Here is a 26681-nt window from a genome sequence, read left to right as displayed (position 1 = left end):
CCAAAGGACCCCGCCTCATGACTCAAACCGCAACCTCGACCGCATCGAAACCGCTCGCCGGCAAGACCGCACTCGTCACCGGCTCGACGAGCGGCATCGGGCTGGGCATCGCCACGGCGCTGGCCGATGCGGGCGCGAATCTCGTGCTCAACGGCTTCGGCGATGTCGACGGCGCGCTCGCGCAGATCGAGGCGACCGGCGTGCGCGCCGTCCATCACAATGCGGACATGACGAAGCCCGCCGAAATCGAAACGATGATCGCCTTCGCCCGCGAAACCTTCGGCGGCATCGACGTGCTCGTGAACAACGCGGGCATCCAGCACGTCGCGACCATCGATGAATTTCCGGTCGATCGCTGGGACGCGATCATCGCCATCAATCTGAGTTCGGCCTTCCACGCGATGCGCGCCGCGCTGCCCGTCATGCGCGCGGGCGGCTGGGGTCGCGTGATCAACATTGCGTCGGTGCACGGGCTGGTCGGCTCGGTCGGCAAGTCCGCGTACGTGGCGGCGAAGCACGGCATCATCGGGCTCACGAAGGTCGCCGCGCTCGAGAACGCACGCACCGGCATCACCGTCAACGCGATCTGCCCGGGCTTCGTGCATACACCGCTCGTGCAGAAGCAGATCGACGCCATCGCCGAACGCGATTCCATCAGCGACGACGACGCCCGCGCCAAGCTGCTCGGCGAAAAACAACCGTCCGCGCAGTTCGTGACGACCAAGCAGATCGGCGATCTCGTCGTGTTCCTCTGCTCCGATGCCGCCAGCGAAATGCGCGGCGCGGAATTGAAGATCGACGGCGCATGGAGCGCGCAGTAATCGCAAAAAAGCGATGCCGTGCGTGAACGCGCGGCATCGTCGGTCAAGATGAAACTAAACGTTGCAATGCTGCGTGCGCGGACGTCGCGCTTGATACCATCGGAGCATTGTCAACCAGGAGGCGCTCCGATGTCCGCTCAGAAGAATCGCGGAGAAGAAGCGCAGGCGATGGAACGTATCGTCAACGCGACGCGTCAGGTACAAAGCGCGTTTCTGGCGATGCAAAAGCAGTTTCCGCCCGAAGGCGACGGACGGCCCGGCCAGATCGCGCTTCAGACTTTCGATGCCGCGCTGCAGGAACTCGAAGACGCGCAAGCCGCCTTCGACAACATGCTCAACGATCTGCTCGACGGCAATCGCTGAGCATAGTCGGGCATCATCGGTCGTTACGCGTTGCCGAGTTCGGGCAGGTCGCTGCGTGACGTTCCCGACGATGCATCCGGCACCGGCGGCCCGATCAGCGCGGCTTCGCCATCGGCGGCGCTCAGGCCCGCCCACGGCACGCCATCCGTCGACTGACGGCGCGCGGCCGCCACGCAGGCATCGACCAGTTCCTTGAGCGACACCGCCGCCGAACTCGTGCGCACCAGCACTTCGCCCTGCAATTCGCTTTCGGCGAACACCAGTCCGACGATCAGTTCCGCGCCCGGCGCGCGCTGATGCAGCCGCCGCAGCAAATTGCGCAGATACGGCGGTGACTCCGCTGCATCGAACGACACCACGCAGATGATCGTCACGCCCGTCAGATCGACCTCGCCGAAGCGTCCGCGCGAGAAACGCTCGTAGCCCGCCAAGTCCGCGAACAGGCCGTGCTTGCGGAACAGTTGCACGGCGATGGTCGCCGCGAGATCGTCGAGTTCGCTGCGTCCCGCGATGCACAGCACCGACGCCGTGTGGCCCTCCTTCACGGCATCGAAATGCGCGGGCGGCAATTCCGGCGCCATGCGCGTCGCCTCGTCCGACGACTCGAAGCTCGCGGGCAATTCCTCGCGCTGACGCACGGGAACCGGCAGATCGTCGGTATCTTCGAGGCCTTCGATGATATCCAGCGCCGACTCGTTGATGCGCCGCAACTGGTCCGCCGTCACCACGCCGCGCAGCATGTCGTTATGCGCGAGCCGCAAGCCTTCGAGCGCGACTTCGTCGTAATAGGCGATCAGCGAGCGCTCCTTCAGCAGCGATTCCGCCTGCAACAGCGCTTCGTCGGGATCGTTGGCGAGCAGACGCTGATAGAAATTCTCCGCAGGCGTCAGCGCGGGCCGGTCGCCGAACAGCACGTCGAGGAATTCGAGGCGATCGACGTGCCGGCCGAGAATCACGAGGCACAGTGTCAGCGGCGTCGACAGCACGAGGCCGATCGGCCCCCAGATCCAGCTCCAGAAGATCGCCGCGACGATCACCGCGAACGGCGACAAACCCGTGCTATGCCCGTACAGCAGCGGCTCCACGACTTGCCCGGCAACGATATCGGTCGTGCCGAACAGCACCATCGTCCAGACCAGCATGCTCCAGCCGGGGCCGACCGCCGCCGCGAACACCACCGCGACGAGCGCCGCGATCCACGTCCCGACGTAGGGCACGAAACGCAGCAGCGCGGTCATCACGCCGAACAGCAACGCGCCCGGCACGCCGATGATCGCCAGCCCGATCGAAATGACGATGCCCACGCCCAGATTAATGCCGAGCTGCGCCAGAAAATAGCGCGACAGGCGGCGCGCGGCTTCCTCCATCGCGGTCGTGGCGCGATGCAGGTCGCGCGAACCGAACAGGCGGATCAACCGGTCGCGCAAATCCTCGCACTGCAACAGGATAAAGATCGCCACGACAAGCACGATGCCGGTCGTCTCCAGCGGGCTGATCACCGGCGACAGAAAGCGCTGCGCCAGTTCCAGCGGCGACGGCGACGGCTCGTGCACTTCGACCGGCATCGGCTGATCGATCGGCGACGAACTCGGACTGTTCTCGTCCTTGCGCGGCTCCTGCTCGCGCGCGGGCGACAGCCGCTTCAGCGCGCTCGATGCGCGGCCGAGAAACTCGTCGGCGCGTCCGACGGTCAGGCTCTGCACGGTGTCGATCTTGCGCTCGATGGCGACCTGATACTTCGGCAGATCGCCCGCCAGTTGCGCGACCTGCGCGCCGATCAGCGCGCCGACGCCGGTCAGCACGGTCAGCGCCACCGCCACCGCGACGATCACCGACGGCACTTGCCCCAGTTTCAGCCGACGCAGCATGTCGACGAACGGCGCGAGCAGGAAGCTCAACAGAATCGCGAGGATAATCGGAATCATCACCGCGCGACCGAAGTACAGTGCGCAGATGACGATCACGCCCGTCACCAGCGATGCGAGCGCGCGCAAACCCGGCGCTTCGGGCGGCAAAATTTTTGCGGGGGAACGTCGTGGCCCGGAGGCTTGCGGCATGGATGGCTCGCTCGTTTTGACTTCGGGGACAGGCGCGGATAAACGCATGATGCCACGTCTGCATGACCCGCTTTTGCCATGCATTTGTTTAATAAGCAAGGCACATGCCGTTCGATACAAGGTGAGAACCTTCGGGATGCGCCGCGACTCTATCGCGCTGATCGAAACAATCAGTTGGATGCGCGGGCATGGCGCATGCGAAATTTGCTCCGCATCATCCTCGGATATCACGGAAGACGGATCATGGGAGTGGAATCGCCTTGCATCAAGATTTGCGAATTCGACAAGAAGACCGGGCTGTGCATCGGCTGTCTGCGCACGAAGGACGAATGCAAGCAATGGAAAAAACTGAAGGACAAGCAACGCGTGCGCATCATCGATGAACGGGCCGAGCGCAACGCGCACCTGAAGAAGCGCAAGAAGTAACGACAAAGGCTGGACTGGTCGGCGGTAGGGTGATCGCGACGGCCTTTGCCGCGCGGGACTACACTGAATCGGTGCGGTCTATTCAGGAGTCAGCCATGACACGCCACTTTTCGCTTCACGCCGTTGTGTTCGCTTCGTCGCTGCTGGCGGCGTCCGCGGCTTTTGCGCAGTTGCATCCGCCGAGCCCGGAAACCGACATGAGCGCGCAGCAGAACAGCACCAGCCTCATGCCGAATGCGCCGGTCGGCAGCCAGTATCCGTCGCACGGCAACGTGCAGGCGGGCGAGTTGAATCTTAATCCGACCGATCCACGCGCGCAGATGGTCAACGGCCTGCCGAATAACGACGGAAACGGCGGTTACGGCGCACCGCTCGCGGGCAATAAGGCCAACGTGCCGCAGCAGAATTAGCGGCCACTGTTCTCGCAACGCGAACAGTCATTTGATTTTTCCTGCTATTCAACTTCACTGAGCAAGGTTCCATACTGAGTTTCAGAAGCCGGGATGTCCCCGGCCGACACGCTACTCACCAACGGACCTTGCCATGAAGCTCTACCACCATCCGCTGTCGGGCCACGCGCATCGCGCGCGTCTGTTTCTGCATCTGCTCGGCGTCGAGCATGAAGCTGTCGAGGTCGATCTCGCCGCGCGCGAGCACAAGACGCCCGACTATCTGCGGATGAATCGCTTCGGCCAGATTCCGCTGCTCGTCGACGGCGAGCACGTCATCGACGATTCGAACGCGATCCTCGTCTATCTCGCGAAAAAGTCCGGCAGCACGCAATGGCTGCCCGAATCGCCGTTCGAAGCCGCCGCCGTGCAGCGCTGGTTGTCGGTCGCGGCGGGACAGATCGCGTTCGGGCCGGCGGCGGCGCGTCTCGTCACCGTGTTCGGCGCGAAGTTCGATGCCGACGAAGTCATCGCGCGCGCATGCCGTGCTGCAGATTCTCGACGAAGAATTGCAGACGCGCGACTGGATCGCCGATATCGGCGCGACGCATCCGACCATCGCGGATATCGCGCTCTATAGCTATATTTCGAGCGCGCCGGAAGGCAACGTCGATCTGTCGGGGTATCGGCATGTGAACGCGTGGCTGCGTCGCGTCGAAGCCTTGCCGCGCTTCGTCGAATTCCGCAAGACCAAGATCGGACTGGCCGCCTGAGGTCGACATCATGAACGCCCGCGTTCCTTCCCTTCCCGCAGGCATCGCGCAGTCGACCTGGCATCGCGGCGAGATCGCGTTGCAGAAGAGCATCGGCGCAGACGCGCGCATGAGCGAAGTCGGCAAGCGCGTCGTGCGCGACTACATGCCGGAGCAGCATCGGCAGTTCTTCGCGCAATTGCCGTTCGCCGTGTTCGGCAGCGTGGATGCGGACGGCAACGCATGGGCGACGATGCTCGCGGGCCAGCCCGGCTTCATGCGGACGCCCGACGCGGTGACGCTCGACATCGCCGTGAAGCGCGATCCGCTCGATCCCGCCGACGCCGGCATGCACGATGGCGCGTCCATCGGCATGCTCGGCATCGAGCTTCATACGCGGCGGCGCAATCGCATGAACGGCGTGCTGCAACGGCGCGATGGCGATGCGTTTCGCGTGGCCGTCGAACAGAGTTTCGGCAATTGCCCGCAGTACATCCAGTTGCGCGATTTCGCTTTCGTGCGCGATCCGGCCGAGCCGTCGACCGCGCAGCCGATCGTCGCCGATGCGCTCACGCCGCGCACGCGCGCGATGATCGAACGCGCGGATACGTTCTTCGTCGCGTCGTATTTCGATCGCGAGGACGGGCATCGTCAGGTGGACGTATCGCATCGCGGCGGACGCGCGGGCTTCGTGCGCGTGGCCGACGACGGATCGTTCACCGTGCCGGACTTCGCGGGCAATTCGTTCTTCAACACGCTGGGGAATATCCACGTCAACGGCCGCGCGGGACTGTTGTTCGCGGACTTCGAAACCGGCGACATGCTGCAACTCGCGGGCGATGCCGACGTGCTGCTCGATTCGCCCGAAACCGCCGCGTTTCAGGGCGCGGAACGGCTGTGGCGCTTCACGCCGCGACGCATCGTGCTGCGCGAAGCCGCGTTGCCCTTGCGCTGGACGTTTCGCGACGCGGGCTGGTCGCCGAATTCGCTGATGACCGGCGACTGGCACGCGACCGCCGAGCGCCTGAAGGCCGCGAAGCTGGCGAACGCGTGGCGGCCGTTTCGCGTGAGCCGTATCGTCGACGAGAGCGACGCGATCCGTTCCTTCTGGCTCGAACCGGCGGACGGCGCGGGCATCGTGCCGCACGAGGCAGGTCAGCATCTGCCGATCCGCGTGACGCTGCCGGGCGACGCGAAGCCGTCGTTGCGCACGTACACGCTGTCGCTCGCGCCGTCCGATGACGCGGTGCGGATCAGCGTGAAGCGCGAGGGACGCGTGTCGTCGCATCTGCACGATGCCGTGAAAACCGGCGACGTGATCGAAGCGCGCGCGCCCGCCGGCGACTTCACGATCGACGCGATGGAACGGCGTCCGGCCGTGTTGCTGGCGGCCGGCGTCGGCATCACGCCGATGCTCGCGATGTTGCGGCACATCGTCTACGAAAGCTTGCGCAAGCGTCGCGTGCGTCCGACGTGGCTGATCGTGTCGGCGCGCACGCTCGCGAGCCGCGCGTTCAGCGACGAGATCGACGAACTCGTGCGACGCGCGGGCGGCGCGGTCACGGTCGTGCGCGTGCTGAGCGATCCGCAAGGCGCTGAATTCAAGCGCGATTACGACGTGTCCGGGCGCATCGACATGGATCTGTTGACGAGCTTTCTGCCCTTCAACGACTACGACTTTTATCTGTGCGGACCGGGCGCGTTCATGCAGGCGCTTTACGACGGTCTGCGCAAGCTCAATATCGCCGATGCGCGCGTGCACGCGGAAGCGTTCGGACCGGCGTCGTTGGTGCGTTTGCCGGACGGCGGTATCGAAGCGAAGCCTTTAAAGCCTGCCGCGACGGAAGCGGTCGTCAAGTTCGTCAAATCGGGCAAGGATGTGCCGTGGAAGCCGGAAAACGGCACGCTGCTCGAACTTGCCGAAGCGCAGGATATCCCGGCGGAATTCAGTTGCCGTGGCGGAACCTGCGGGACGTGCAGAACGCGGATCGTGCAGGGCGCGGTGTCGTATAAGAGCGCGCCAGCGTTCGAGGTCGGCGAGGGCGAAGCGTTGATTTGTTGTGCGGTGCCGGCGGCGGAGGGGGATGGATCGACGGAACTGAAACTGGAGCTGTGATTGCGCCACGGTCCCGCATCCACGAGAATGCACGGGCATCGACAACACCGCGCTTTTCTCGCGCTTCGACATGGACCGATTCCAGGCAATAGCGACCTTCGTCACCGTGGTCGAGACCGGCGGTTTCGCCTCGGCGGCGCGCAAGATGGAGGTGTCGCCGTCGGTCGTGAGCCGCGTCGTCACCGAGCTCGAAGAGCATCTCGGCGTGCGGCTGCTCACGCGCACGACGCGCGTCGTCCGTCTGACCGATGCCGGCAGCGGCTATTTCGAGGACTGCCGGCGCATTCTCGGCGAAATAGGCAATGCCGAACTGTCCGCCGCGGGCACGCATTCCGCGCCGCGCGGCCTGCTCTCGCTGACCGCGCCGACCATGTTCGGCCGCCTGCACGTCACGCCCGTCGTGCTCGACTATCTGCGGCGCTATCCGGAAGCCGACGTTAACTGCTGGTTCGTCGATCGTGTCGTGAATCTGGTCGATGAAGGCATCGACGTCGCCGTGCGGATCGCGCAATTGCCGGATTCCACCTTGCAGGCGATTCCCGTCGGACGCGTGCGGCGCGTGCTGTGCGCGTCGCCCGCGTATCTCGCGGAACATGGCGTGCCCAAACATCCCGACGATCTGCTCGACGGCCATACGATCATCGCCAATACCGGCGCATCCGCGCCCGCCGAATGGCGGCTGCACGACGGCGACAAGCAGATTCTGGTGCGCACGCATCCGCGTCTCACGACCACCACCAACGATTCGGCGATCACCGCCGCGCTCGCGGGCTTCGGCATCGCGCGGCTGCTGTCGTATCAGATCGCGCAATACGTGAGCGACGGCAGCCTCGTCAGCGTGCTCGACGATTTCGCGCCGCCGCCCGTGCCGATCCATCTCGTGCATCGCGAAGGACGGCACGTCACGCAGAAAGTGCGCGCGTTCCTCGATCTCGCCGTCGCGATGCTGCGCGCGGAGCAGTCGCTGAACGGCGCGCCCGCGTTTCACGATACGCGCTAAACACGCGCGCCTGCCGCGACGTTCGCACTTTCTTGCGGAAATCGAACGGGCGTTAGCGCATGCGCCGTGCAAAAAGTCGGCAAACCATGCAACATAACCGTCTCGACCGATCGTGCCGGTCCGCGCGCATCGGCTCATCCGAAACATCAACGGCTCACGCACCATGACGACTCAAACTTCGGCTACCAACGAGCGTCCGCTCGACATGATCATCTTCGGCGGCGGCGGCGATCTGGCGGCGCGCAAGCTGCTGCCCGCGCTGTACATGGCGCACACGCACTGCAATCTGCCCGCCGACACGCGCATTCTCGCCATCGGCCGTAAAGACTGGACGCGCGAGGATTACCTGAAGAATTTCATGGAAGAGCAGTCGCGCAAGTTTATCGACGCGAGCGCCTTCGATGCCCAGCAATGGGACAAATTCCTCGCGCTGTTCGATTACGTGCGCATCGACGTGGAAAATCCCTCGGACTTCGAGCGTTTGGCGCAAGCCGTGCGCCCCGGTTCGCAGCGCGTGTTCTATCTGTCGACGTCGCCGGAACTGTTCACGACCATCTGCGACAACCTGGATAAAGCCGGCATCGTCGATGCCCACTCGCGCGTCGTGCTGGAAAAACCGCTCGGTCACGATCTGGCCTCGGCGGTCGCCATCAACGATGCGGTCGGCCGGCACTTCAAGGAAGAGCAGATTTATCGCATCGACCATTATCTCGGCAAGGAAACGGTGCAGAACCTGATGGTGCTGCGCTTCGGCAACGCGATCTTCGGGCCGCTGTGGCAGGCGCCGTATATCAAGAGCGTGCAGATCACCGTGTCGGAGACGGTCGGCGTGGGCAGCCGCGCGGGCTTCTACGATCACACCGGCGCGCTGCGCGACATGGTGCAGAACCACTTGCTGCAACTGCTGTGCATCGTCGCGATGGAACCGCCGGTCTCGCTCGATCCCGACGCCGTGCGCGACGAAAAGCTCAAGGTGCTCAAGTCGCTGCGTCCGATGACCGTCGCCGATATCGCGCGCGATACCGTGCGCGGCCAGTACACGGCGGGCGCGGTCGGCGGCGAGGCGGTCAAGGGCTATCTCGAGGAAGCGAACGTGCCGGCCGACAGCCGCGCGGAAACCTTCGTCGCGTTGCGCGCGCAGATCAACAACTGGCGCTGGGCCAACGTGCCGTTCTTCCTGCGCACGGGCAAGCGTCTGCAGAACCGCCGCTCGGAAATCGTCATCGACTTCGCCGATCTGCCGTTCTCGATCATCCCGGACGGCCCGCGTCATTACGGCAACCGCCTGACCATCACCTTGCAGCCGGAAGAGTCCATCCAGCTTCAGATGATGGCGAAGGAACCCGGCAGCGGCATGCACATGCAACCGGTGAATCTGAATCTCGATCTGCAACAGGCCATGACGCAGCGTCGCGCCGAAGCCTACGAGCGTCTGCTGATCGACGTGATTCGCGGCCGCCCCACGCACTTCATGCGTCGCGACGAACTGGAAGCGGCGTGGACGTGGGTCGAGCCGATTCTCAACGGCTGGAAAGAACTGAACGACCGGCCGCGCGGCTATACGTCGGGGACGTTCGGACCGGCGGCATCATCGGCGCTGATGGCGCGCGAGAATCTCGCCTGGGCCGAAGAGAACTGATGCCGCGATTACGGCATCGCGCGGCGCTCCGTCCGCGCGGTGCCGATGGCGATCACCACCGCCAGCACCGCGATGCCGCCGAGTATTCCGACCAGGCGCATCGCGGCGGGCATCGGGTCCGACGACCACTGATGATCCTGCACGAACACCATCAAAAACGCGATGGTGAACTGCCGTCCCACGTAGCTCGCGCCCTGCGAGCCGGTTTGTACGTGACAGCCGAGCCACACGCCCACGCATAGCGCGAGCATGCATGCGAGCGGATCGTCGCCGACGAGCGGCAGCAGCGCGAGACTCGCCGCGCCGGCCAGCACGCAGCCGAGCAGGCGCTGGACCATCCGCGTGACGATCGGCCGGCGCGTCGGCTGGCTCAACGCCGATGCGGGCAGAATCACGACTGCAATCGCCGTCACCATCGCCTGCGCGAAGCCGGGCAAGTCCCACACATAAGCGAGCGACGCGAGGATCATCACCGCCCACGCGCTTTGCCACGCGAGGCGCTTGCGCATCGCGTGCGCGGCCTGTTCCGCGCGTGCCGTATGCGTGGCTTCGAGCGTCTGCACGGCGAGCGACGCATCGGACGGCATCACCGTCACGGTTTGCGCCGTCACCGGATTGCGCCCGTCGACGCGATCGGCCGTCGCGGCGGCTTGCGCCTCGGGCATCGTCGCCGCACCGCGCGACTTGCGATACTGCTGCACGCCCGCATGAAACAGCGCCGACACCGCGACGCACGCGAAAGTGCCGACCATCACTTCGCCGACGCGCAACAGCGCGAAGGTCGCCGTCGCCGATGCCGACGCGAGCCGGTGCGCCTCGAACGTCACCATCAGCGACGTCACCGCGCCGAGCACCCACGCGTAGCCCGCGTCCGACACAAGCGCGCGATACACCGATACGCCCGCGATCACGCCGAGCAGCGGCACGAACAGCCACGGCACATCGCCGATGAGCGGACCCGCGACCGCGCCGAGCAGCGCGCCCGCCACCGTCCCGAGCACGCGATGCACGCCGCGTTGCGCGCAGGCGCTGAACTTCGACTGCATCACCGCGAAGCCGCTGATCGCCGCCCACCAGATGTTGGTCAGATTGAACGCGTAGGCCAGCGCCACGGCGAGCGCGACCGAGAGCATCGCCTGCGTGGCGAAGCGCGATCGCGCCGCGCTGGGTTTGATCGCGACGAGTTCGCGGCCGAGTGAGGTGAAGGCGTCGCGTAGCGTGTGGGCGAGCGTATCGAAAGCGGCGGACGGCGTATGCGTCCAGGCGTGGGCGGAAGCTGAAGGCGCGCCATGAGCGTCGATCGGACGCGCGTCTGTCGAGGATTCGTTCGAGGGCATCGTTCGGGCAATCGTTCGTCGTCTGATTTCGTCGTCTCATTCGAGACTAGACGCGAACGGCCATCGCCGCCAAGCGGAAGCAAAAAAAGAACGCCAAATCAGTTGCGAAAGTGCAAATCTGGCGGATCGGTCCGGGTGATTTCAGACACGCGACGTCAACAGACGCAGACCGGCCGCGCCGAACATGAGCGCGAGACCGGCATCGAGCGCGCGCTGGATGCGCGCATAGACGCGACGCGCGGCGGGCATCGAGAACAGCGCCGCATAACCGCCGAACACGCAGACGCCGATGCACAGGCAACCGGCGATCACCGTATGCATCGACGACGAACCCGAGCCGAGCGCGGCCACCGATATCCACACGAGGATCGCTTTCGGATTGGTCAGATGCAGCAGCGCGCCGCGCGCATAGAGACGTCGGACGCTATGTTCTTCCGCCTGCGCCGATGCCGCGCGCACTTTCGGCCGAAGCGCCGATCGGCCCGACTTGAACGCCAGCCACAGCAAATACAGCCCGCCGCAGATTTTCACGGCGACGAGAAAGCCCGAGTACGCGGTCAGCACGGCGGACAGCCCGAGCGCCGCGAGCATCGCCCAGAAGAACGAGCCGGACATGACGCCCGCCGCGAACTCGAACGCCGCGCGACGCCCCGACGTGCTCGCGATCGACATGATCGCCAGATTGCTCGGGCCGGGGCTCGCGGTGCCGACGAAGTAGGCGGACCAGGCGAGCAGGAGATTGGCGCTGATGAAGGTCATGGCGGTCAGCTCTGTATCTAGGCGATGCGCCATTCTGAAGCGCGCCGCGACGCACGCACAGAGACGCCTGCGCCACGCGCGAGCAGGCCAGTTTGCGAGTCAGTGCGCGGCGTACTGTTCGAGGCCGTCGGCGAGCGCATCGAAGGCGGCGCGGCAGCGCGGACTGGCGCGCAGGTCTTCGTGCATCGTCACCCAGGTTTCGAGCGGCAGCGCGAACAGTTTCGGCAGCACGCGCACGAGGCCATCGCGCCGGGCGAGCGCCACCTGACACGCGCCGATGCCCGCGCCCGCGCGAATCAGCGCGAGTTGCGCGAGATCGCTGTCGGCGCGCATCGCGAACAGCTCGCGCGAGAAACCAGGCAGCGTCTTGCTCGCCTCGCGGATATACGCGGTCACCTGGTCGTAGCCGATGCCCGCGTGCTGACTCAGCGCCTCGACGGTGCGCGGCGTGCCGTGCCGGTCGAGATAATCGCGGCGCGCATGCAGCCCGACCTCGATGCGCCCGACGCGCCGCGCGACGAGTTGCGCCTGCTTCGGCCGCACCATCCGCACGGCGATATCGACTTCGCGCCGCAGCAGATCCTGCACGCGATTCGACAACACGAGTTCGACAATCAAGCCCGGATGCCGCTCGCGCAGCGCCGCGATGATCGGCGGCAGCACTTCCACGCCGATGACCTCGCTCGCCGAAATACGCACGACGCCCTGCACGTCCGCGCCGCCCGCATGCCCGCTCGCCGCGCGTTCCAGCGACGCCGCCGTGCTCTGCATCGCCTCCGCGTGCGATTGCAGCGCGAGCGCGACATCGGTCGGTTGCAGGCCGATCTGCGAGCGCGTGAAGAGACTGACGTTCAGCGCCCGCTCGAGCGCTTCGACATGCCTTCCCGCCGTCGGCTGCGTGATGCCGAGCGCGCGCGCCGCGCCCGACAACGAGCCTTCCTGAAGCACCGCGAGAAAGGTCCGGTACAACTCCCAGCCGATGATGTCCGCCATACGAATTTGTATATCCGCTCTACGATGTTAGGCAATTTTATTGCAATGGCAATGCGCGGAAAATCCCTTCATCGACTCAATCGACGGAGCGGATCATGACGCGGAAAGACACGGTTCTGGTACTCGGCGCGACGGGCGGCATCGGCGGGGAAATGGCGCGGCAATTGCGCGACGCCGGCTGGCAGGTGCGCGCTCACGCGTGGCGCGGGCAATTCTCACTCAGGCGACGGCATCGAATGGATCAGCGGCGATGCGATGAATCGCGCGGACGTGGCGCGGACGTGGCGCGGGCGGCGCGCGGTGCATCGGTGATCGTGCATGCGGTGAACCCGCCGGGCTACAAGCGCTGGGCCGATTTCGTCCTGCCGATGCTCGACAACACCATCGCGGCGGCGAAGATCGAAGGCGCGACCATCGTGTTGCCGGGCACGGTCTACAACTTCGGGCCGGACGCGTTTCCGCTCATCGACGACGACGCGCCGCAACGTCCCGTCACGACGAAAGGCGCGATTCGCGTCGAGATGGAAGCGCGGCTGGAGCGCGCGAGCAAGGAAGGCGCGCGCGTGATCATCGTGCGCGCGGGGGATTTTTTCGGGCCGAACGCGGGCAACAATTGGTTTTCGCAAGGACTCGTGACGCCGGGCAAACCGGTGCGGAAGATCAGCGTGCCCAACGCGCGCGGAATCGGCCACGAATAGTCGTATCTGCCGGATGTCGCGCGCACGATGATCGAACTGCTCGCGAAACGCGATTCGCTTAGCGCCTTCGCGCGCTTCAACATGGCCGGTCACTGGGACGCAGACGGCACGCAATTCGCGGCCGCGTTCAGCGCACGGTCGCGCGACGCAGCGGGCACGAACCGCGCATCGCCGCGTTTCCGTGGTGATTGCTCGCAGTCGCCGCGCCGTTCAACACGACTTTCCGCGAACTGCGCGAAATGCGTTATCTATGGCGCGAGCCGATCCGCATGAGCAATACGCGGCTCGTCGCGACGCTCGGCCGCGAACCGCACACGCCGCTCGATGACGCCATCGAAGCGACGCTCGTCGGGCTTGGCTGCCTCGCGCCGTCTTCGTCGCCGCGCATTCAGGCTTCGGGATCGAGCTTCACTTCGTAGAGCGATTTGCCGTTGAGATCGTGCAGGGACACGATCATCGTGCGGCTTTGCGGATCGATTTTCGCGCGACCGTAATACTGCTGAAGCGCGGCCGGCGAGCGATTTTGCGGATTGTCCTTCGGCACGCTGACGTAGCGCAGATCGGGGCCGAAGGTCGTGTCGAGATCGTTCGGGCCGAAGGTGCCCGCGTTGATCGGACCGCCGACGAATTCCCAGAACGGCTTGAAATCGCTGAACTTCGCGCGCGTCGGATCGTAGTAGGTCGCTTGTGCGTAGTGCACATCGGCGGTGACCCAGACGACGTTCTTGATGTCCTCGCGCTTGATGAAGCCGAGAATCTCCTTCACTTCGAGTTCGCGGCCGAGCGGCGCGCCGTTGTCCGCGTTCGCCCAGGCTTCGAAGGTGCCTTTGGGCACGTCGGGATTCGCATCGGGGACGACGAGCGAGATCGGCATGTCGCTCGCGATCACCTTCCACGTCGCGCGCGACTGCTTGAGCGACGCCTTCAGCCATTCGGTCTGCTGCGAGCCGAGAAACGCGGAGTCGGCATCGAGACGCGTTTGCAGGTTCGTCGAATTCGGCCCGCGATAGGAACGCTCGTCGAGCATGAACACATCGAGCAGCGGCCCGAACTGAAACGCGCGATAAATCTGCTCCGGATCGAGCTGATTGATGCGGAACGGGTTGTACTCGAACATCGCCTGCTTCGCGCGCGCGGCGAGCAGCGACACGGCGCGCGTCTGATAGCGCTTTTCCGCCGCGCCGATCTGCTCGCCGGGATACCAGTTGTTGCGCACTTCGTGATCGTCCCATTGCACGAGGAACGGCACGTCGGCGGCGAAGCGGCGCTTGGCCGTATCGAGCTGGTTGTAGGCGAAGGCCGCGCGATAATCGTCGAGCGTCTGCGCGACATGCGACTTCCCTTCGGTGACGATGTTGTGCCACATCGTGCCGTCGGGCAGCTTCACTTCGAACTCGATCACGCTGTCCGCGTAAATCTGATCGCCCGAATGGATGAAGAAATCCGGCGATTCGCGGCGCATCGCTTCATAGATGCGATATCCGCCGAAGCGTTCGTTGATGCCCCAGCCCTGCCCAGCTTCGTCGTCCGAGAACACGAAGGTGATCGGCTTGTTCGCATCGATCGATGCGGTGCGTAGACGGCCCGTGACGGGTTCGCTGAACGCCTTGCCATCGACGAGATCCTGAAAGCGCACGCGATAGAACACGTCCGCGCCGGGCGGCAGGCTGGTGAGATCGACGCGTCCGGTGAAGTCGGAGCTTTCGAGCACGGCCGGCCCGATGCGCCGCTGGAACGTGGCGAAGTTTTCGCTCGTCGAGTATTCGACGATCATCCGCGACGGCCGATCCGCCCGGCTCCACACGATGCCACTGGTCGCGGTGACATCGCCGCTCATCACGCCGCCGGGCACGTGCGGACGCAGCTTGTCGGACGTGACGACGGCGGGCGTGACGCATTGCGCGAGCACATCGCCGATACGCGATCCGGTCAGCGCGAGCCCCGCGCCGGAGAGCAGTCCTTTGATCAATGAGCGGCGGGTCTTCGCGTCTGCGGGCATGGGCGATCCTCGTTATCGTGGGCTGTGGGCTGCGTCGGAACGACGATGGTAATGAGGGATGGTGTCGGTTTTGTTTCAGAGCGAAAGGTGGGGATGGGCGAACAGTTCGGCTTCAAGCGTTGGTGAGTGCGTTACATGTTGGGCGTGATCATGCGGGTTGCAGGTATGGCATGGACTGTGCATTGGAACATTCCGCCATGTCGAATTGCCTGCCACTTTTCGATGTGGACGGATCGTGGCGGTTTGCTTCGGTCCGGTTTTTTTTTTGCGGTTTCCGATAGAGCGGGCTTGGCTTGGGTTTGTTGGGGTGGTTATTCAGTAACCGCCTTCCCGGCGGAGGGGTTACTTTCTTTGCGGCGGCAAAGAAAGTAACCAAAGAAAGCCGCTTGTCCGATCCTGAGCACCTTCTTGAGCGGCCCCGGCACAGTATTAGAGACTTGGCACAGCAGTAGCGAGTGTTCGCGCTAGACGTTCGGGCGCTGGTCCCCATGCGATTAGCGCTTTCTCGCCTACGTCGGTATCGGTCCCCTTCGGCTTACTCCGGCCTCGCTGCGCGGCCGGTTTAGGGCCGTACAAGCAACCGGCAGGTGTTCAGCGAAACGACCTCGAATGCGTCATCGGTTTTATCGTTATTCGGCCCTACCTCGGTTAAGGCTTCGACGAAGAACTTGCGCCATGTGTAGCTAAGGCAGTTAGACGCAAAGCTGCGAAATGCGAATCAAGGCTTATGCCAAACCAAAGCACACTTCAAAGCATTGCGTTTTCAGCGCTGCACCCAGCACAGAGCGCGTGCCTTGCCGGCAATCACACACGCGGCGCAGACTCAAACTCACAACTGCGACAGATCTGCGAAAGCATCGTTACTTGCAAACGCGCTAACCAAGGTAGGGCCGAATAACGTAGAAAGCGATGCGGTGTGCAAGGTCGTTTCGCCAATCACCTGCCGGTTGCTTATACGTACCTAAACCGGCCGCGCGAGCGGGCCGGAGTAAGCCGAAGGGGACCGTTACCGAGGTGGGCGAGAAAGCGCGAATCGCATGGGAACCACTAACCGAACGCACCGCAGGAGCACTCGCTACTGCTGTGCCAAGTAGAAAGTCCTGTGCCGGGGCCGACCAAGAAGGTGCTTAGGATCGGACAAGCGGCTTTCTTTGGTTACTTTCTTTGCCACCGCAAAGAAAGTAACCCCTCCGCCGGGGAGGCGGCTACTGAAAAGAAACGCACGACACATTAATAAGTAATCCAAAATAATAAAACCAAATCCCGAAAACCCTCACCATATAAGCTATCCTTCCTGAATCAAAAAAAGGAAAAATCGACCATGACAATCACCAAGCATCAAGAAACTCCCCCACCCCAAGGCCTAAAGCCAACAAAAGAACAACAAGTACGCCACCTACGCCGTGCAAGCGCGATCGCCGAACGCGCAACCTTGCTCGGTCACCATCCCTTCGGCGCAATCCTCGTCGGCCCCGACCAGGAAACCGTGCTCATGGAGCAAGGCAACGTCGACACGGTCAATCACGCCGAATCCGTGCTGGCGCGCGTCGCCGCGATGAACTTCACGCCCGAGTATCTGTGGAGCTGCACGCTGTACACATCGGTGGAGCCGTGCTGCATGTGCGCGGGCACCGCGTATTGGGCGAACATCGGCCGGGTGGTGTACGGACTCACCGAAGCGCGTCTGCTCGAAGCCACCGGCAATCACGCCGAAAATCCAACCATGAGCGTGTCGTCGCGCTATGTGTTCGATCACTGCCAGAAGCCGGTCGATCTGATCGGCCCCGTCGCGGAAGTGGAGGACGAGGTGCTGCGCGTGCAGCGCGATTTCTGGGCCAAACGTTGATGCTGCGTCAGACATGGAATAGTTCTCATGCGTTCATGCATGCATGAATATGATTCACGTATGCATGAACATCGATCGTTTGTCATCGGGCCTCGACCGCGCGACCATATCGATAACGCGGCACGACGCCTGATTGCGCGCCGGCCGCCGTCCCCGACAAACAATGGAGACCGCCATGAGCGACGTGCTTGAAAAACCCGAATCGAAATCGATCGTCCAGGAAGGCAAGGTGTCGATCTATCAGCCGACGCAAGAAGGGCTGATTTTCCCCGAACTGCCGCAATTCAAGAGCCACGCCGAGCATCGTCAGTATCTGAAGGAGCGTCTGGTCGCCGCGTGCCACGCGTTCGCCATTCAGGGCTTCGATTACGGTTTCGCCGGCCATCTGACCGTGCGCGATCCGGAACATCCCGGTCTGTACTGGACCAACCCGATGGCGATCCACTTCAATCAGGTCAAGCTCTCGAACCTGATCTGATCTGCGCGGATCACGAAGGCAATGTCGTCGAAGGCACGCACGCGATCAACCGCGCCGGCTTCGTGCTGCACGCCGCCGTGCACGAGCAGCATCAGGACATCGTGGCGATGTGCCACGCGCACACCGTCTACGGCACCGCGTTCGCGTCGCTCGGCAAGCCGCTGGCTCCGATCTCGCAGGATGCCTGCGCGTTCTTCGAAGATCACGTCGTGATCGGCGATGAAGCCGGCAAGGTCGCCGTCGAAGTCAATGGCGGCAACAAGGTCGCGAACGCGTTCAAGGGCGTGAAGGCCGCCATCCACCAGAATCACGGCCTGCTGACGGCGAGCCGTCATAGCATCGATTCCGCCGCGTTCTGGTTTATCGCGCTGGAACGCTGCTGCCAGCAGCAACTGATGATCGAACAGACCGGCATCGCGCCGAAGCTCGTCACCGAAGATCGCGCGCTACAGCCGCGAGCACGTCGGCAGCGAATATATCGGCTGGCTGCATTTCCAGACCATCTGGAACGATCTGGTCGCCACGCAACCGGACACATGTTCGAGTAAGCTGAATCGGCGCTAGATCACGTTGAGCATGTTCAGCGCCGTTTCCTGCAACGGCTGCAGCACCCGAGCGAGCGTCGCCTCGCTCGTTTCCTTTCCGATCGGCATGTTCGCGGACAATGCCGCCACCACTTCGCCATGCCGGTTCTTCATCGGCACCGCGATGCCCCGCACGCCCATCTGCAACTGCTGCTCCATCACGACGTAACCGTCGACGCGCGCCTGCCTGATCTTCTCGTAGAGCGCATCCTTGCTCGTGATCGTGAGCGGCATGAAGGGCTTGAAGTCGGTCGCATCGAGCCATTGCCGCACGGACGCCTCGTCCTTGTAGGCGAGCATCGCGATGCCGCTGGACATCAGCGCCGCCGGCACGCGCGCGCCGAGCACGAAGCCGGTGCTCATCACGCGCGTCGAGCCATTGCGCGCGATGATCACGAGATCCCATTCGTCCAGCACGCTCACATACACCGATTCGTGGATGGTCGCGCTCAGCTGCTGCAAATACGGCTGCACGATGCGCGGCAGCCGCGCCGAATCGAAGTACGACCAGCCGACCCGCAGCACGCGCGGCGTCAGATTGAACAGCTTGCTGTCGGTCTGCACGTAGCCGAGATGCGCCAGCGTCAGCAGATAGCGGCGCGCGGCCGTGCGCGTTAGGCCGGTGCGCGTGGCGGCCTGCGTCGGCGTCATGCGGGCGTGCTGATCGTCGAAGGCTTCGAGGATGGCCAGCCCCTTCTCCAGTCCCGCAATCCAGTCGCGCTTTTCTAGTGCAGGTTTAGTCATGCAAACATGTCTGTTTAGTTATGGAACCTTGCGTGTTTCGGCGATCCGGCTAAGCCATTGGGTAGTGCTAACCCCCTAATCGTTCGATGATCGACCATACGCGTGCGATTATCGCGCAAAACCTGTCACAAAAAGTTGATCCAAAGAAGCCGCGCTCTTATTCTCCTTTCACATCAGAGCGACGCGTGATCCGGCCACATCGATTGCCCCGCCGCTCGAGCCACGGGCGGCGCGCATCGACGGCGAAACGTGGCAACAAGATCAGGTTCAACTCGATAACCCCATTGTTCGGAGACATTGTCATGGCTAGCCCTAAGGACGACGCGCACGGCGGCCGCCAGGCGAAAAAGGCGACGGCGAGCGGCTGGATCGGCTCGGCGCTCGAGTACTACGATTTCTTTATTTACGCCCAGGCTGCGGCCCTTATCTTTCCCCAGTTGTTCTTCCCGTCGGGCAATCCGAAGGTGGCGATCATCGCGTCGTTGGCGACGTACGGCGTCGGTTACGTCGCGCGTCCGATCGGCGCGTTCGTGCTCGGCCATCTGGGCGATACGCACGGCCGCAAGAACGTGCTGCTGATCTGCATGTTCCTGATGGGCTTCTCGACGATGGCGGTCGGCCTGCTGCCGACGTATCACAGCGTCGGCATGCTCGCACCGGCCTTGCTCGTCGTGCTGCGTCTGATTCAGGGTTTTGCCGTCGCCGGCGAAATCTCCGGCGCGAGCTCGATGATTCTCGAGCACGCACCGTTCGGACGTCGCGGCTACTACGCGAGCTTCACGCTGCAGGGCGTGCAGGCGGGCCAGATTCCCGCCGCCGCCGTGTTCCTGCCGCTCGCCACGTTCATGCCGGAAGACATGTTCAATTCCTGGGGCTGGCGCGTGCCGTTCCTGCTGTCGGCGGTCGTGCTGATCGCAGGTTACATCATCATCCGGAAGGAAGTGCATGAAACGCCGGCTTTCACGTCCGAAGGCGCGCACGGCGATCTGCCGAAGTCGCCGATCAAGGAAGCCTTCGCCAATAGCTCGCCCGACATGCTGCGCGTCGTCTGCATGGCGCTGATGAACGTGATCCCGGTCGTCGCAACGATCTTCGGCGCGGCCTATGCGGTGCAGTCGTCGTACGGCATCGGCTTCAGCAAGAGCGTGTATCTGTGGATTCCGGTCGTCGGCAATATCCTCGCGGTGCTGGTGATTCCGTTCGTCGGCAATCTGTCGGACAAGATCGGCCGCCGCCCGCTGATGATCGGCGGATCGCTGCTGTCGGGTCTGCTGTCGTTCGCTTATCTCTATGCGATCAGCATCCACAACGTGCCGCTCGCGTTCGTGATGTCGCTGCTGATGTGGGGCGTCGTGTATCAGGGCTACAACGCGATTTTCCCGAGCTTCTACCCGGAACTGTTCCCGACGCGCTCCCGCGTCTCGGCGATGGCGATTGCGCAGAACATCGGCACGACGATCACCGCGCTCTTGCCCGCGCTGTTCGCGGCAGTCGCGCCGCCGGGATCGAACAATATCCCGATGACGGTCGGCGCGCTCGCGTTCGGCGTGACGATCATCGCATCGATCGCGGCTTATTCGGCGCGCGAGACGTATCGCATCCGCCTGAACGATCTCGGCAAAAAGGACACCGTGCCGATGAGCGAACAGGAATACGAACGTCAGCGCGCCGATTCGATGGCCGTCGACAAGATCGCCAAGGCGCACGCCTGATTCCCAACTCCAGAGAGTGTATTCACGGGCCCTTCGGGGCCCTTTTTTATCGCGGGAGCGCGACGCCCGACAAGCGTTCGCAGATCGCGAGGAGTTCGTCCTGCATCGCTTCGTCGCGGGCGGCGGGATCGCACGGGCGCTCGCGCAGGTGGAAGAAGTACCGGCCGGAGACGCGCGCGTCGCGATCGTCGCTGACCGCGAGCCACGCCTGCGTGCGATGCGCCTGATCCATGTCGTCGGGCGCGGACGCACCGCCCATCTTCGTCGGCACCCAGCCCGGTTCCAGCGCGTTCGACAGCACATCCGGCCAATAGCGCGCGACGGCCAGCGCCAGCAGCACATCCACATCCATGAATTTGCTTTCGGCATACGCCTGCGAGCCGTTCCAGCGACGCCGCGTCCATTGCGCATCGGCGAGATCGGCGCGCGAACCGCGATGCATCCCCGAGCTGAGATACACGAGCCGCGACGGCTTGTCGATCAACGCGGTCAACACATACGGCGCGAGCACGTTGATGGCGAACACGTGCGGCAAACCATCGACGGTTTCGATGCGACGCGGCTCGCGATAGCCCACGCCCGCGTTATGAATCACGGCATCGAAACGTCCGAGCGCGTTCGCCTGCTCCGCCACGCCGCGCGTTTCCTCGATGCTCGACAGATCGCCCGTCACGACCGCGCGCGCCTGCGGCACCGCGCGACGCGTGTCGTCGGCGCGCGCGTCGTTGCGTGCATGCAGCACGACCTCGTGTCCCTGTTCGACGAGCAATTGCGCCGCCATCAAGCCGAGCCCGTCGCTCGATCCGGTAATGAACACTCGCTCCATGTCCTTCCTCCGATGAGTTGCGATGCGCTTCATTCTGCGCGCTCGCACGCCGGCACGCGATAACATCGAAGCCATTTCATCGGCGATCGTCGACGCGGGCACTTTCGCCGCCGCCGGCGACCGGCTCGGCATGTCGCAGCCGGGCGTGAGCCGCGCCATCGCGCGACTGGAAGCACGTCTGAAGATTCGTCTGTTCGATCGCACCACGCGCCCCGTTTCGCTCACCGACGACGGCCGCCGCTTCTTCGAACAGGTGATGCCGCATCTCGCCGGACTGGAGGAAGCGGCGGCGACCGCATCGGGCGGCGCGACCGCCGTGTGCGGACGCTTGCGCGTCAATGTCGATCCGATCTTTTCGCGGCTATTGCTCGGACCGCGGCTCGACGCGTTTCTGCACGCGCATCCCGAACTGGAACTGGAACTGCTCACGCGCGATCGCCTCGGCGACATGATCGCCGATGGTTTCGATCTCGCCGTGCGCTTCGGCGAGCCGCGCAATTCGACGTTGGTCGCGCGCAAGCTGCTCGATACGTCGATTCACACGGTCGCCGCCGCGCCGTCGTATATCGAACGGCACGGACGGCCGGAAACGCCGCAAGCGCTCGGCACCGAAGCGCATACGTGCATCGAGTTTCGCGATCCCGAGACGGGATGGCCTTACCCGTGGGAGTTTCATCGGAAGAAGAAGCGCATGATCGTTGAGACGCGCGGCAAGCTCACGCTCAACGATCCCGGCACGATGCTGTGCTGAGCGCGTGCTTGTCGGGCTATGGCGTCGCGCAGATTCTGGCGCTCGGCCACGAACATCTGATCGAGGAAGGCCGGCTGATCGACCTTTTCCCCGACTGGCCCGACGAGCGTTTTCCGCTCTATGCGTTTCATCCGTCGCGGCATCATCCGCCCGCCAAGACGCGGGCGTTTCTCGATCTGGTCATCGCGCTGACGGGCGCGTGACTTTCGTGATTTACAGCGCGACGGTCTTGCCCGTGCGCGCGCTGTCGATGATCGCCGCGAGCGTCGCCGCGTTGTCGAGGCTCGTCTGCGCGTAGAACGCGATGGCGGCGGTATCGCCCGTGCGGACCATGCGCGCGAAACTTTCGGCGGCGTAGAAAAAGCCGCTGCCCGTTTGCGACGCGACCGGCTCGAACGCAACCGATTGAGCGATGCCGCGCCGCACGCGCATCTGGCTCGGCAGATAGCCGTACGGATGCCCTTGCGTCTGCTCGCTCGTGTGATTGAGGTATTCGGTATCGATCGTGCCGTCGCTGCCGACGATGGTCGCCATCCGATGATTCGCGCCGTCCATCGCGCACGAAAGCTGCGCGCGACGACCATCGGCGTAGACGAGCGTCGCCATCAGCGCGATATCGACGTCGGTTTCGGCCCAGTTCGCGACGGCATGCACGCTTTGCGGAGCCGCGCCAATCATCAGACGAATCAGGCTCAGCGGATAACTGCCCGCATCGAGCAGCGCGCCGCCGCCGAGTTCGGGCTTCATGCGGATATTCTTGTCGCGATTCGGCACCGTGAAGCCGAAGCTCGCCTGACCGCTGCGCACCGCGCCGATCGCGCCTTCGCCGAGCAGCATGACGTCGTGACGATCGGCGGCATCGAACATGCGTTCGGCTTCGTCGCGATTCAGCGCGAGCGGCTTTTCGCACAGCACATGCTTGCCGTGTTCGGCCGCCTTGATCGCCCATTCGGCATGCAGGCTGTTGGGCAACGGAATGTAGACCGCTTCGATATCGGGGCTCGCGAGCATCGCATCGTAGCTGCCGAACGACGTTTCGATACCATTGGCGTCCGCAAAGGCGCGGGCGCTTTCGTCGCTGCGGCTCGCGACCGCGACGACGCTGACGCTTTCGCTCGGCTCGACGTCGCGCGTGAACTGCCTGGCGATGTTCGCGCCGCCGAGAATGCCGAGGCGCAAGGGAGAGACTTGGTTCGTGGACAAGGCGGCTCCTTCGTTTTTTAACGGAATGGTTAACCACCGTACCACAAACGCCGCGCGGCGATCATTGCGGCGATTGCGGACACGTATCCGGACGCGGCTTCGATCCGCGTTGCCCGACAGGAACCTTGCAGTTGTCCACGCGCTGATCGTCGCTGGCTTTGTCGCCTAAGCGTTCCTTCAGCGTCTTCGGTTCCGACGATGCATCCGGCGCGCTCGCGATGTCGTCCGCTCGCGCGTGGCTGTATGTTATAGACACGACGAAAATCGAGAGCAGGATCGTTTTGCGCATGACCGTTTCTCTGACGCGAAAGAGAACAGCATCGCGCCGACACGGCGATGCGCGCAAGCCGCTTCTTGCGCTGTCATCGCGCGATCAGACGTGCAGATTGCTCGATGCATCCTTCACTTGCGGCTGCGCGACAGTCGCGCGCAAACCGCGCACCGACACGATCAGCCCGCTCGCGTCCGTGCGATTTTTCACCTCGAAGCGCGCATGATGCCGCTGCGCGATGGCGAGTCCGAGACCGCTGCCCTGCCCCGGCGTGCCGACGCATCGATAGAAACGATCGCACACGCGTTCGATTTCGCTGGCGGGAATGCCGGTGCCCGTATCGAGCACGGTCAACGCGATGCCGTCTTTCTCGCGGCGCAACGTGACGTCGACGCGGCCGCCGACGGGCGTGTGACGAATCGCGTTATCGAGCAGATTGTTGATGAGCACCGCGAACGCGTGACGATCGCCCATGATCGTGAACGCGTCGTGATCGTCCTGCGCCTCTTCGAGTTCGAGACCGAGATCGATCGACTTCGCCTCCGCGAGCAGCGAGAAATCGCCGACGCGCGCTTCGCAGGCGCTGCGCAGACTCATCGGCGCGATGGCCGCTTCGCGCGCCGCATCTTCGCGCGCGAGGCTGAGCAATTGCTGCGCGAGATGGATCAGCCGATTCAACCGGCCGTCGATCTTGCCGAGCGTCGCGTCGTCGACGCGCAACGAGCCATCGCCGATTGCGCCTTGTATTTGCAGCTTGAGCGCGGCGAGCGGCGTGCGCAGTTCGTGCGCGGCATCGGCGATAAACGTGCGCTGCGCCTGCGATGCCTCGTTGAGCCGCGCGAGCAACCCGTTCAACGCATCGACGAGCGAACTCAGTTCGATGGGCATGGGCGCAAGCGTGATCGGATCGAGCGATGCCGGCGAGCGCTCGCCCAGCGACTGCGACAGCCAGCGCACCGGCGCGAGTCCGCGCGCGACCACCAGCAGCACGATCACCACGATGACGGGAATCAGCAAGACCAGCGGCCAGATGGTGCGCAAGGCGAGCGAAATCGCCAGATCCTCGCGCACGGAAAACGGCTGCGCGACCTGCACGTATCGTTCACGCTGCGCGACGCCGAATGCACGCCAGCTGTAACCTTCGCGCTCGGCGGATCGAAAGCCTTCCCCGAAATGCGGCAACGGCAGCTCGTGTGGCGAGTGATAGATCAGCTTGCCGGACTTGTCCCAGATATCGATGACCAGCCGATCGTCGGCGATGCCTTGCAGATCGTGACTGCGCCCTTCCGCGACATCCGATGCGCTGATGTTCTGCGGCAAGGATAGCGCCACGGTGCGCAATTCGTAATCGAAGAGTTCGCCCGCTTCCGCTCGCGCCGCGCGAAAAATGCCGTAGCCCGCGACCAGACACACGGCCCCGAGTCCGCAGATGAGCCAGCCGAGCAGCCAGCGGCGAATCGAAATCATCCCACCCTCTTCAGGCGATATCCGACGCCGCGCACGGTCACGATTTCCTCCGCGCCGATCTTGCGGCGCAGGCTGTGCACATGAACTTCGATTGCGTTGCTGCCGACTTCCTCGCCCCAGCCGTACAGTTTTTCTTCGAGTTCCGAGCGACGAAACACGCGCGTGGGTTCTTCGATCAGCGCCTGCAGCCAGGCAAATTCGCGCGGCACGAGATTGAGCGCGACGCCCGCCTTGCTCGCTTCGTGCGCGGCCGGATCGAGCGTGAGTTCGCCGTGCGAATACACCGGATGCTTGTGCCCCGTGCGACGCCGCAGCAACGCACGCACGCGCGCCGCGAGTTCGTCGAGATCGAAGGGCTTCATCAGATAGTCGTCCGCGCCGGCATCGAGGCCGCGAATGCGATCGTCGACGGCATCGCGCGCGGTCAGGATCATCACGGGCGCATCGCCGCCATTCTTGCGATACGCCGCGAGCACGTCGAGGCCATCGCGTTTGGGCAGATTCAGATCCAGCAGCACGAGGTCATACACGCCATTGCCGAGCGACAGTTCCGCCGCGCGTCCGTCCTGTGCCCAGTCGACGGTATAGCTCGCGCGACGCAGCGCGGCGAGCACCGTTTCGGCGATCATCTCGTCGTCCTCCACCAATAGCAGGCGCATGCGTTTCTCCGGGCTCGAATCAATCTGCAGCCGATTCTCAAGCCGGCTTGCTTAAGCATCACTTAAGCGTCGCCTAAGCCTCGTCTAAGCCGGGCACGCGAGGATACGTCTCCGCGCGATTCGACTCGAAGCGCTTAAGCGTTGCATAAGGTTCAACGACGCACTATACGGCAAGCGCGCGGCAACGCGTCCGCCGCTCCGGAGAAGTCGATGCAAGCGTCCACCCTGATTTCACTGCGCGCCAACGCGGTCCTGATCGCGCTCTGCGTGGCCGCGTCCGACGCCGCGTGGCTCGCCATCTGCGGATGCTCCGGTCATCCGCATGCGCTCGAATCGCCGATGGTGCGCATCGCGATTCTTTCGAGCGCGGCGTTCGTGCTGATCGCCGTGCGACGGCTCGCGAAACTCGCGTTCGATGCGGCACGCGCGACGCGTCGCATCGCGCGATTGCTCGGAACGGCTCGTTATCGCGCAACCTTGCTCGCGCGACTGGCTCGTGCAGCTTCATGTCGAATTGCATCCGGCGCAATCGCGCTGCAGCGTCGCGCAGTCGTGCGCGCGCGCCGCCGCGTCATGCAGAGTGCCACGCGATCGGGCGTAACCTCGGACTTCGCCCGATCACTTTTGACCCGGCCTCGCGCCGGGTCTTTTTCTTGGTGGCGTCGCTTAAGGTGAGAGATTTCGGGAGGCGCGTTTTATACACGTGCATTCTTCGCTTCGACGCCTTGAAACAAGGGCTTTTTGAAATTCACCGTGGACGTTTCGCGCGTCAAAGGTGAGCGTTTTCGGGA

Annotated in this window: 21 protein-coding genes and 4 pseudogenes; 14 read left to right on the top strand and 11 right to left on the bottom strand. The window is 63.9% G+C overall.

Going from position 1 to position 26681, the window contains the following annotated elements:
• Positions 1–17: 17 nt before the first annotated feature.
• Together BVER_RS05245 and BVER_RS05240 are read left to right on the top strand one after the other, a co-directional pair.
• On the top strand, positions 18–821 hold the full coding sequence (locus BVER_RS05245) for a 3-hydroxybutyrate dehydrogenase (protein ID WP_050452375.1): 804 nt from the start codon (positions 18–20) through the stop codon (positions 819–821).
• A 129-nt stretch (positions 822–950) separates the two neighbouring features.
• The gene (locus BVER_RS05240; protein WP_050452374.1) at positions 951–1184 is read left to right on the top strand and encodes a hypothetical protein; all 234 of its coding nucleotides are present in this window, start codon (positions 951–953) and stop codon (positions 1182–1184) included.
• A 23-nt stretch (positions 1185–1207) separates the two neighbouring features.
• On the opposite strand, the gene BVER_RS05235 is transcribed toward BVER_RS05240, so the two are convergent.
• A complete protein-coding gene (locus BVER_RS05235) occupies positions 1208–3241 on the bottom strand; it encodes an AI-2E family transporter (protein ID WP_083452045.1) in 2034 nt (677 codons plus the stop codon).
• A 243-nt stretch (positions 3242–3484) separates the two neighbouring features.
• On the opposite strand from BVER_RS05235, the gene BVER_RS05230 reads away from it, so the two are divergent.
• From BVER_RS05230 to zwf, 6 genes and pseudogenes are all read left to right on the top strand, one after another.
• Complete coding sequence (locus tag BVER_RS05230; RefSeq protein WP_050452381.1) at positions 3485–3667, top strand: DUF1289 domain-containing protein; 183 nt, start codon at positions 3485–3487, stop codon at positions 3665–3667.
• A 197-nt stretch (positions 3668–3864) separates the two neighbouring features.
• On the top strand, positions 3865–4077 hold the full coding sequence (locus BVER_RS05225) for a hypothetical protein (protein WP_232316394.1): 213 nt from the start codon (positions 3865–3867) through the stop codon (positions 4075–4077).
• A 133-nt stretch (positions 4078–4210) separates the two neighbouring features.
• Positions 4211–4829, top strand: a pseudogene (locus tag BVER_RS05220) (glutathione S-transferase family protein).
• A 10-nt stretch (positions 4830–4839) separates the two neighbouring features.
• Complete coding sequence (locus tag BVER_RS05215) at positions 4840–6924, top strand: 2Fe-2S iron-sulfur cluster-binding protein (RefSeq protein WP_050452373.1); 2085 nt, start codon at positions 4840–4842, stop codon at positions 6922–6924.
• 70 nt (positions 6925–6994) lie between these two features.
• The gene (locus BVER_RS05210) at positions 6995–7924 is read left to right on the top strand and encodes a LysR family transcriptional regulator (RefSeq protein ID WP_050452372.1); all 930 of its coding nucleotides are present in this window, start codon (positions 6995–6997) and stop codon (positions 7922–7924) included.
• A 163-nt stretch (positions 7925–8087) separates the two neighbouring features.
• Entirely contained in the window at positions 8088–9563 is a 1476-nt protein-coding gene (zwf, locus tag BVER_RS05205) for a glucose-6-phosphate dehydrogenase (RefSeq protein WP_050452371.1), read from the top strand.
• 8 nt (positions 9564–9571) lie between these two features.
• On the opposite strand, the gene BVER_RS05200 is transcribed toward zwf, so the two are convergent.
• From BVER_RS05200 to BVER_RS05190, 3 genes are all read right to left on the bottom strand, one after another.
• Positions 9572–10900, bottom strand: a complete 1329-nt coding sequence (locus tag BVER_RS05200) for an FUSC family protein (protein WP_050452370.1) — start codon at positions 10898–10900, stop codon at positions 9572–9574.
• Positions 10901–11041: 141 nt separating this feature from the next.
• Positions 11042–11659 (bottom strand): LysE family translocator, encoded by a 618-nt coding sequence (locus BVER_RS05195; protein WP_232316393.1) that lies wholly within the window; start codon positions 11657–11659, stop codon positions 11042–11044.
• Positions 11660–11758: 99 nt separating this feature from the next.
• Complete coding sequence (locus tag BVER_RS05190) at positions 11759–12652, bottom strand: LysR family transcriptional regulator (RefSeq protein WP_050452369.1); 894 nt, start codon at positions 12650–12652, stop codon at positions 11759–11761.
• 95 nt (positions 12653–12747) lie between these two features.
• On the opposite strand from BVER_RS05190, the pseudogene BVER_RS35485 reads away from it, so the two are divergent.
• A pseudogene (locus BVER_RS35485) lies at positions 12748–13769 on the top strand (NAD-dependent epimerase/dehydratase family protein).
• Here the strand turns inward: BVER_RS35485 and BVER_RS05180 are convergent.
• Complete coding sequence (locus tag BVER_RS05180) at positions 13739–15349, bottom strand: alkaline phosphatase D family protein (RefSeq protein WP_050452368.1); 1611 nt, start codon at positions 15347–15349, stop codon at positions 13739–13741. The pseudogene BVER_RS35485 and the gene BVER_RS05180 sit on opposite strands and share 31 nt — an antisense overlap.
• 1321 nt (positions 15350–16670) lie before the next feature.
• Between BVER_RS05180 and BVER_RS05175 the strand changes: the two genes are divergently transcribed.
• Both BVER_RS05175 and BVER_RS05170 read left to right on the top strand, forming a co-directional pair.
• Positions 16671–17195, top strand: a complete 525-nt coding sequence (locus BVER_RS05175; RefSeq protein WP_050452367.1) for a nucleoside deaminase — start codon at positions 16671–16673, stop codon at positions 17193–17195.
• A 175-nt stretch (positions 17196–17370) separates the two neighbouring features.
• A pseudogene (locus BVER_RS05170) lies at positions 17371–18237 on the top strand (class II aldolase/adducin family protein).
• Here the strand turns inward: BVER_RS05170 and BVER_RS05165 are convergent.
• Positions 18234–19001 (bottom strand): IclR family transcriptional regulator domain-containing protein, encoded by a 768-nt coding sequence (locus tag BVER_RS05165; protein ID WP_050452366.1) that lies wholly within the window; start codon positions 18999–19001, stop codon positions 18234–18236. The pseudogene BVER_RS05170 and the gene BVER_RS05165 sit on opposite strands and share 4 nt — an antisense overlap.
• A 302-nt stretch (positions 19002–19303) precedes the next feature.
• Here BVER_RS05165 and BVER_RS05160 point away from each other — a divergent pair, with 302 nt between their 5' ends.
• Positions 19304–20713, top strand: a complete 1410-nt coding sequence (locus tag BVER_RS05160; protein ID WP_050452365.1) for an MFS transporter — start codon at positions 19304–19306, stop codon at positions 20711–20713.
• A 46-nt stretch (positions 20714–20759) separates the two neighbouring features.
• Here BVER_RS05160 and BVER_RS05155 read toward each other — a convergent pair whose 3' ends face one another.
• Complete coding sequence (locus tag BVER_RS05155; RefSeq protein WP_050452364.1) at positions 20760–21539, bottom strand: SDR family NAD(P)-dependent oxidoreductase; 780 nt, start codon at positions 21537–21539, stop codon at positions 20760–20762.
• Between the two features lie 22 nt (positions 21540–21561).
• Between BVER_RS05155 and BVER_RS05150 the strand changes: the two are divergent.
• A pseudogene (locus BVER_RS05150) lies at positions 21562–22493 on the top strand (LysR family transcriptional regulator).
• A 10-nt stretch (positions 22494–22503) separates the two neighbouring features.
• On the opposite strand, the gene BVER_RS05145 reads toward BVER_RS05150, so the two are convergent.
• The 4 genes from BVER_RS05145 to BVER_RS05130 form a co-directional block, all read right to left on the bottom strand.
• Entirely contained in the window at positions 22504–23493 is a 990-nt protein-coding gene (locus tag BVER_RS05145) for a Gfo/Idh/MocA family protein (RefSeq protein ID WP_050452363.1), read from the bottom strand.
• Positions 23494–23554: 61 nt separating this feature from the next.
• Entirely contained in the window at positions 23555–23782 is a 228-nt protein-coding gene (locus BVER_RS05140; protein WP_050452362.1) for a hypothetical protein, read from the bottom strand.
• A gap of 84 nt (positions 23783–23866) precedes the next feature.
• On the bottom strand, positions 23867–25231 hold the full coding sequence (locus BVER_RS05135) for an ATP-binding protein (protein WP_050452361.1): 1365 nt from the start codon (positions 25229–25231) through the stop codon (positions 23867–23869).
• Positions 25228–25890 (bottom strand): response regulator, encoded by a 663-nt coding sequence (locus BVER_RS05130; RefSeq protein WP_050452360.1) that lies wholly within the window; start codon positions 25888–25890, stop codon positions 25228–25230. Before BVER_RS05130 ends, BVER_RS05135 begins: the two co-directional genes overlap by 4 nt.
• A gap of 210 nt (positions 25891–26100) precedes the next feature.
• Between BVER_RS05130 and BVER_RS31180 the strand changes: the two genes are divergently transcribed.
• Positions 26101–26565 carry a hypothetical protein gene (locus BVER_RS31180; protein ID WP_157055929.1) on the top strand — a complete coding sequence of 155 codons (465 nt, stop codon included), beginning with the start codon at positions 26101–26103 and terminating at the stop codon, positions 26563–26565.
• Positions 26566–26681 lie beyond the last annotated feature (116 nt).

It is taken from the genome of Candidatus Burkholderia verschuerenii, from assembly GCF_001189365.1.
Lineage (GTDB): Bacteria > Pseudomonadota > Gammaproteobacteria > Burkholderiales > Burkholderiaceae > Caballeronia > Caballeronia verschuerenii.
Note: the sequence above shows the minus strand (reverse complement) of the source record. Positions and strands in the feature narration are given on the sequence as shown.

Bases quoted from the DNA above. Each gene is read 5' to 3' on its own strand.
- BVER_RS05245 (WP_050452375.1), top strand. From the start codon at position 18: ATGACTCAAACCGCAACCTCGACCGCATCGAAACCGCTCGCCGGCAAG.
- BVER_RS05240 (WP_050452374.1), top strand. From the start codon at position 951: ATGTCCGCTCAGAAGAATCGCGGAGAAGAAGCGCAGGCGATGGAACGT.
- BVER_RS05235 (WP_083452045.1), bottom strand. From the start codon at position 3,241: ATGCCGCAAGCCTCCGGGCCACGACGTTCCCCCGCAAAAATTTTGCCG.
- BVER_RS05230 (WP_050452381.1), top strand. From the start codon at position 3,485: ATGGGAGTGGAATCGCCTTGCATCAAGATTTGCGAATTCGACAAGAAG.
- BVER_RS05225 (WP_232316394.1), top strand. From the start codon at position 3,865: ATGAGCGCGCAGCAGAACAGCACCAGCCTCATGCCGAATGCGCCGGTC.
- BVER_RS05215 (WP_050452373.1), top strand. From the start codon at position 4,840: ATGAACGCCCGCGTTCCTTCCCTTCCCGCAGGCATCGCGCAGTCGACC.
- BVER_RS05210 (WP_050452372.1), top strand. From the start codon at position 6,995: ATGGACCGATTCCAGGCAATAGCGACCTTCGTCACCGTGGTCGAGACC.
- zwf (WP_050452371.1), top strand. From the start codon at position 8,088: ATGACGACTCAAACTTCGGCTACCAACGAGCGTCCGCTCGACATGATC.
- BVER_RS05200 (WP_050452370.1), bottom strand. From the start codon at position 10,900: ATGCCCTCGAACGAATCCTCGACAGACGCGCGTCCGATCGACGCTCAT.
- BVER_RS05195 (WP_232316393.1), bottom strand. From the start codon at position 11,659: ATGACCTTCATCAGCGCCAATCTCCTGCTCGCCTGGTCCGCCTACTTC.
- BVER_RS05190 (WP_050452369.1), bottom strand. From the start codon at position 12,652: ATGGCGGACATCATCGGCTGGGAGTTGTACCGGACCTTTCTCGCGGTG.
- BVER_RS05180 (WP_050452368.1), bottom strand. From the start codon at position 15,349: ATGCCCGCAGACGCGAAGACCCGCCGCTCATTGATCAAAGGACTGCTC.
- BVER_RS05175 (WP_050452367.1), top strand. From the start codon at position 16,671: ATGACAATCACCAAGCATCAAGAAACTCCCCCACCCCAAGGCCTAAAG.
- BVER_RS05165 (WP_050452366.1), bottom strand. From the start codon at position 19,001: ATGACTAAACCTGCACTAGAAAAGCGCGACTGGATTGCGGGACTGGAG.
- BVER_RS05160 (WP_050452365.1), top strand. From the start codon at position 19,304: ATGGCTAGCCCTAAGGACGACGCGCACGGCGGCCGCCAGGCGAAAAAG.
- BVER_RS05155 (WP_050452364.1), bottom strand. From the start codon at position 21,539: ATGGAGCGAGTGTTCATTACCGGATCGAGCGACGGGCTCGGCTTGATG.
- BVER_RS05140 (WP_050452362.1), bottom strand. From the start codon at position 23,782: ATGCGCAAAACGATCCTGCTCTCGATTTTCGTCGTGTCTATAACATAC.
- BVER_RS05135 (WP_050452361.1), bottom strand. From the start codon at position 25,231: ATGATTTCGATTCGCCGCTGGCTGCTCGGCTGGCTCATCTGCGGACTC.
- BVER_RS05130 (WP_050452360.1), bottom strand. From the start codon at position 25,890: ATGCGCCTGCTATTGGTGGAGGACGACGAGATGATCGCCGAAACGGTG.
- BVER_RS31180 (WP_157055929.1), top strand. From the start codon at position 26,101: ATGCAAGCGTCCACCCTGATTTCACTGCGCGCCAACGCGGTCCTGATC.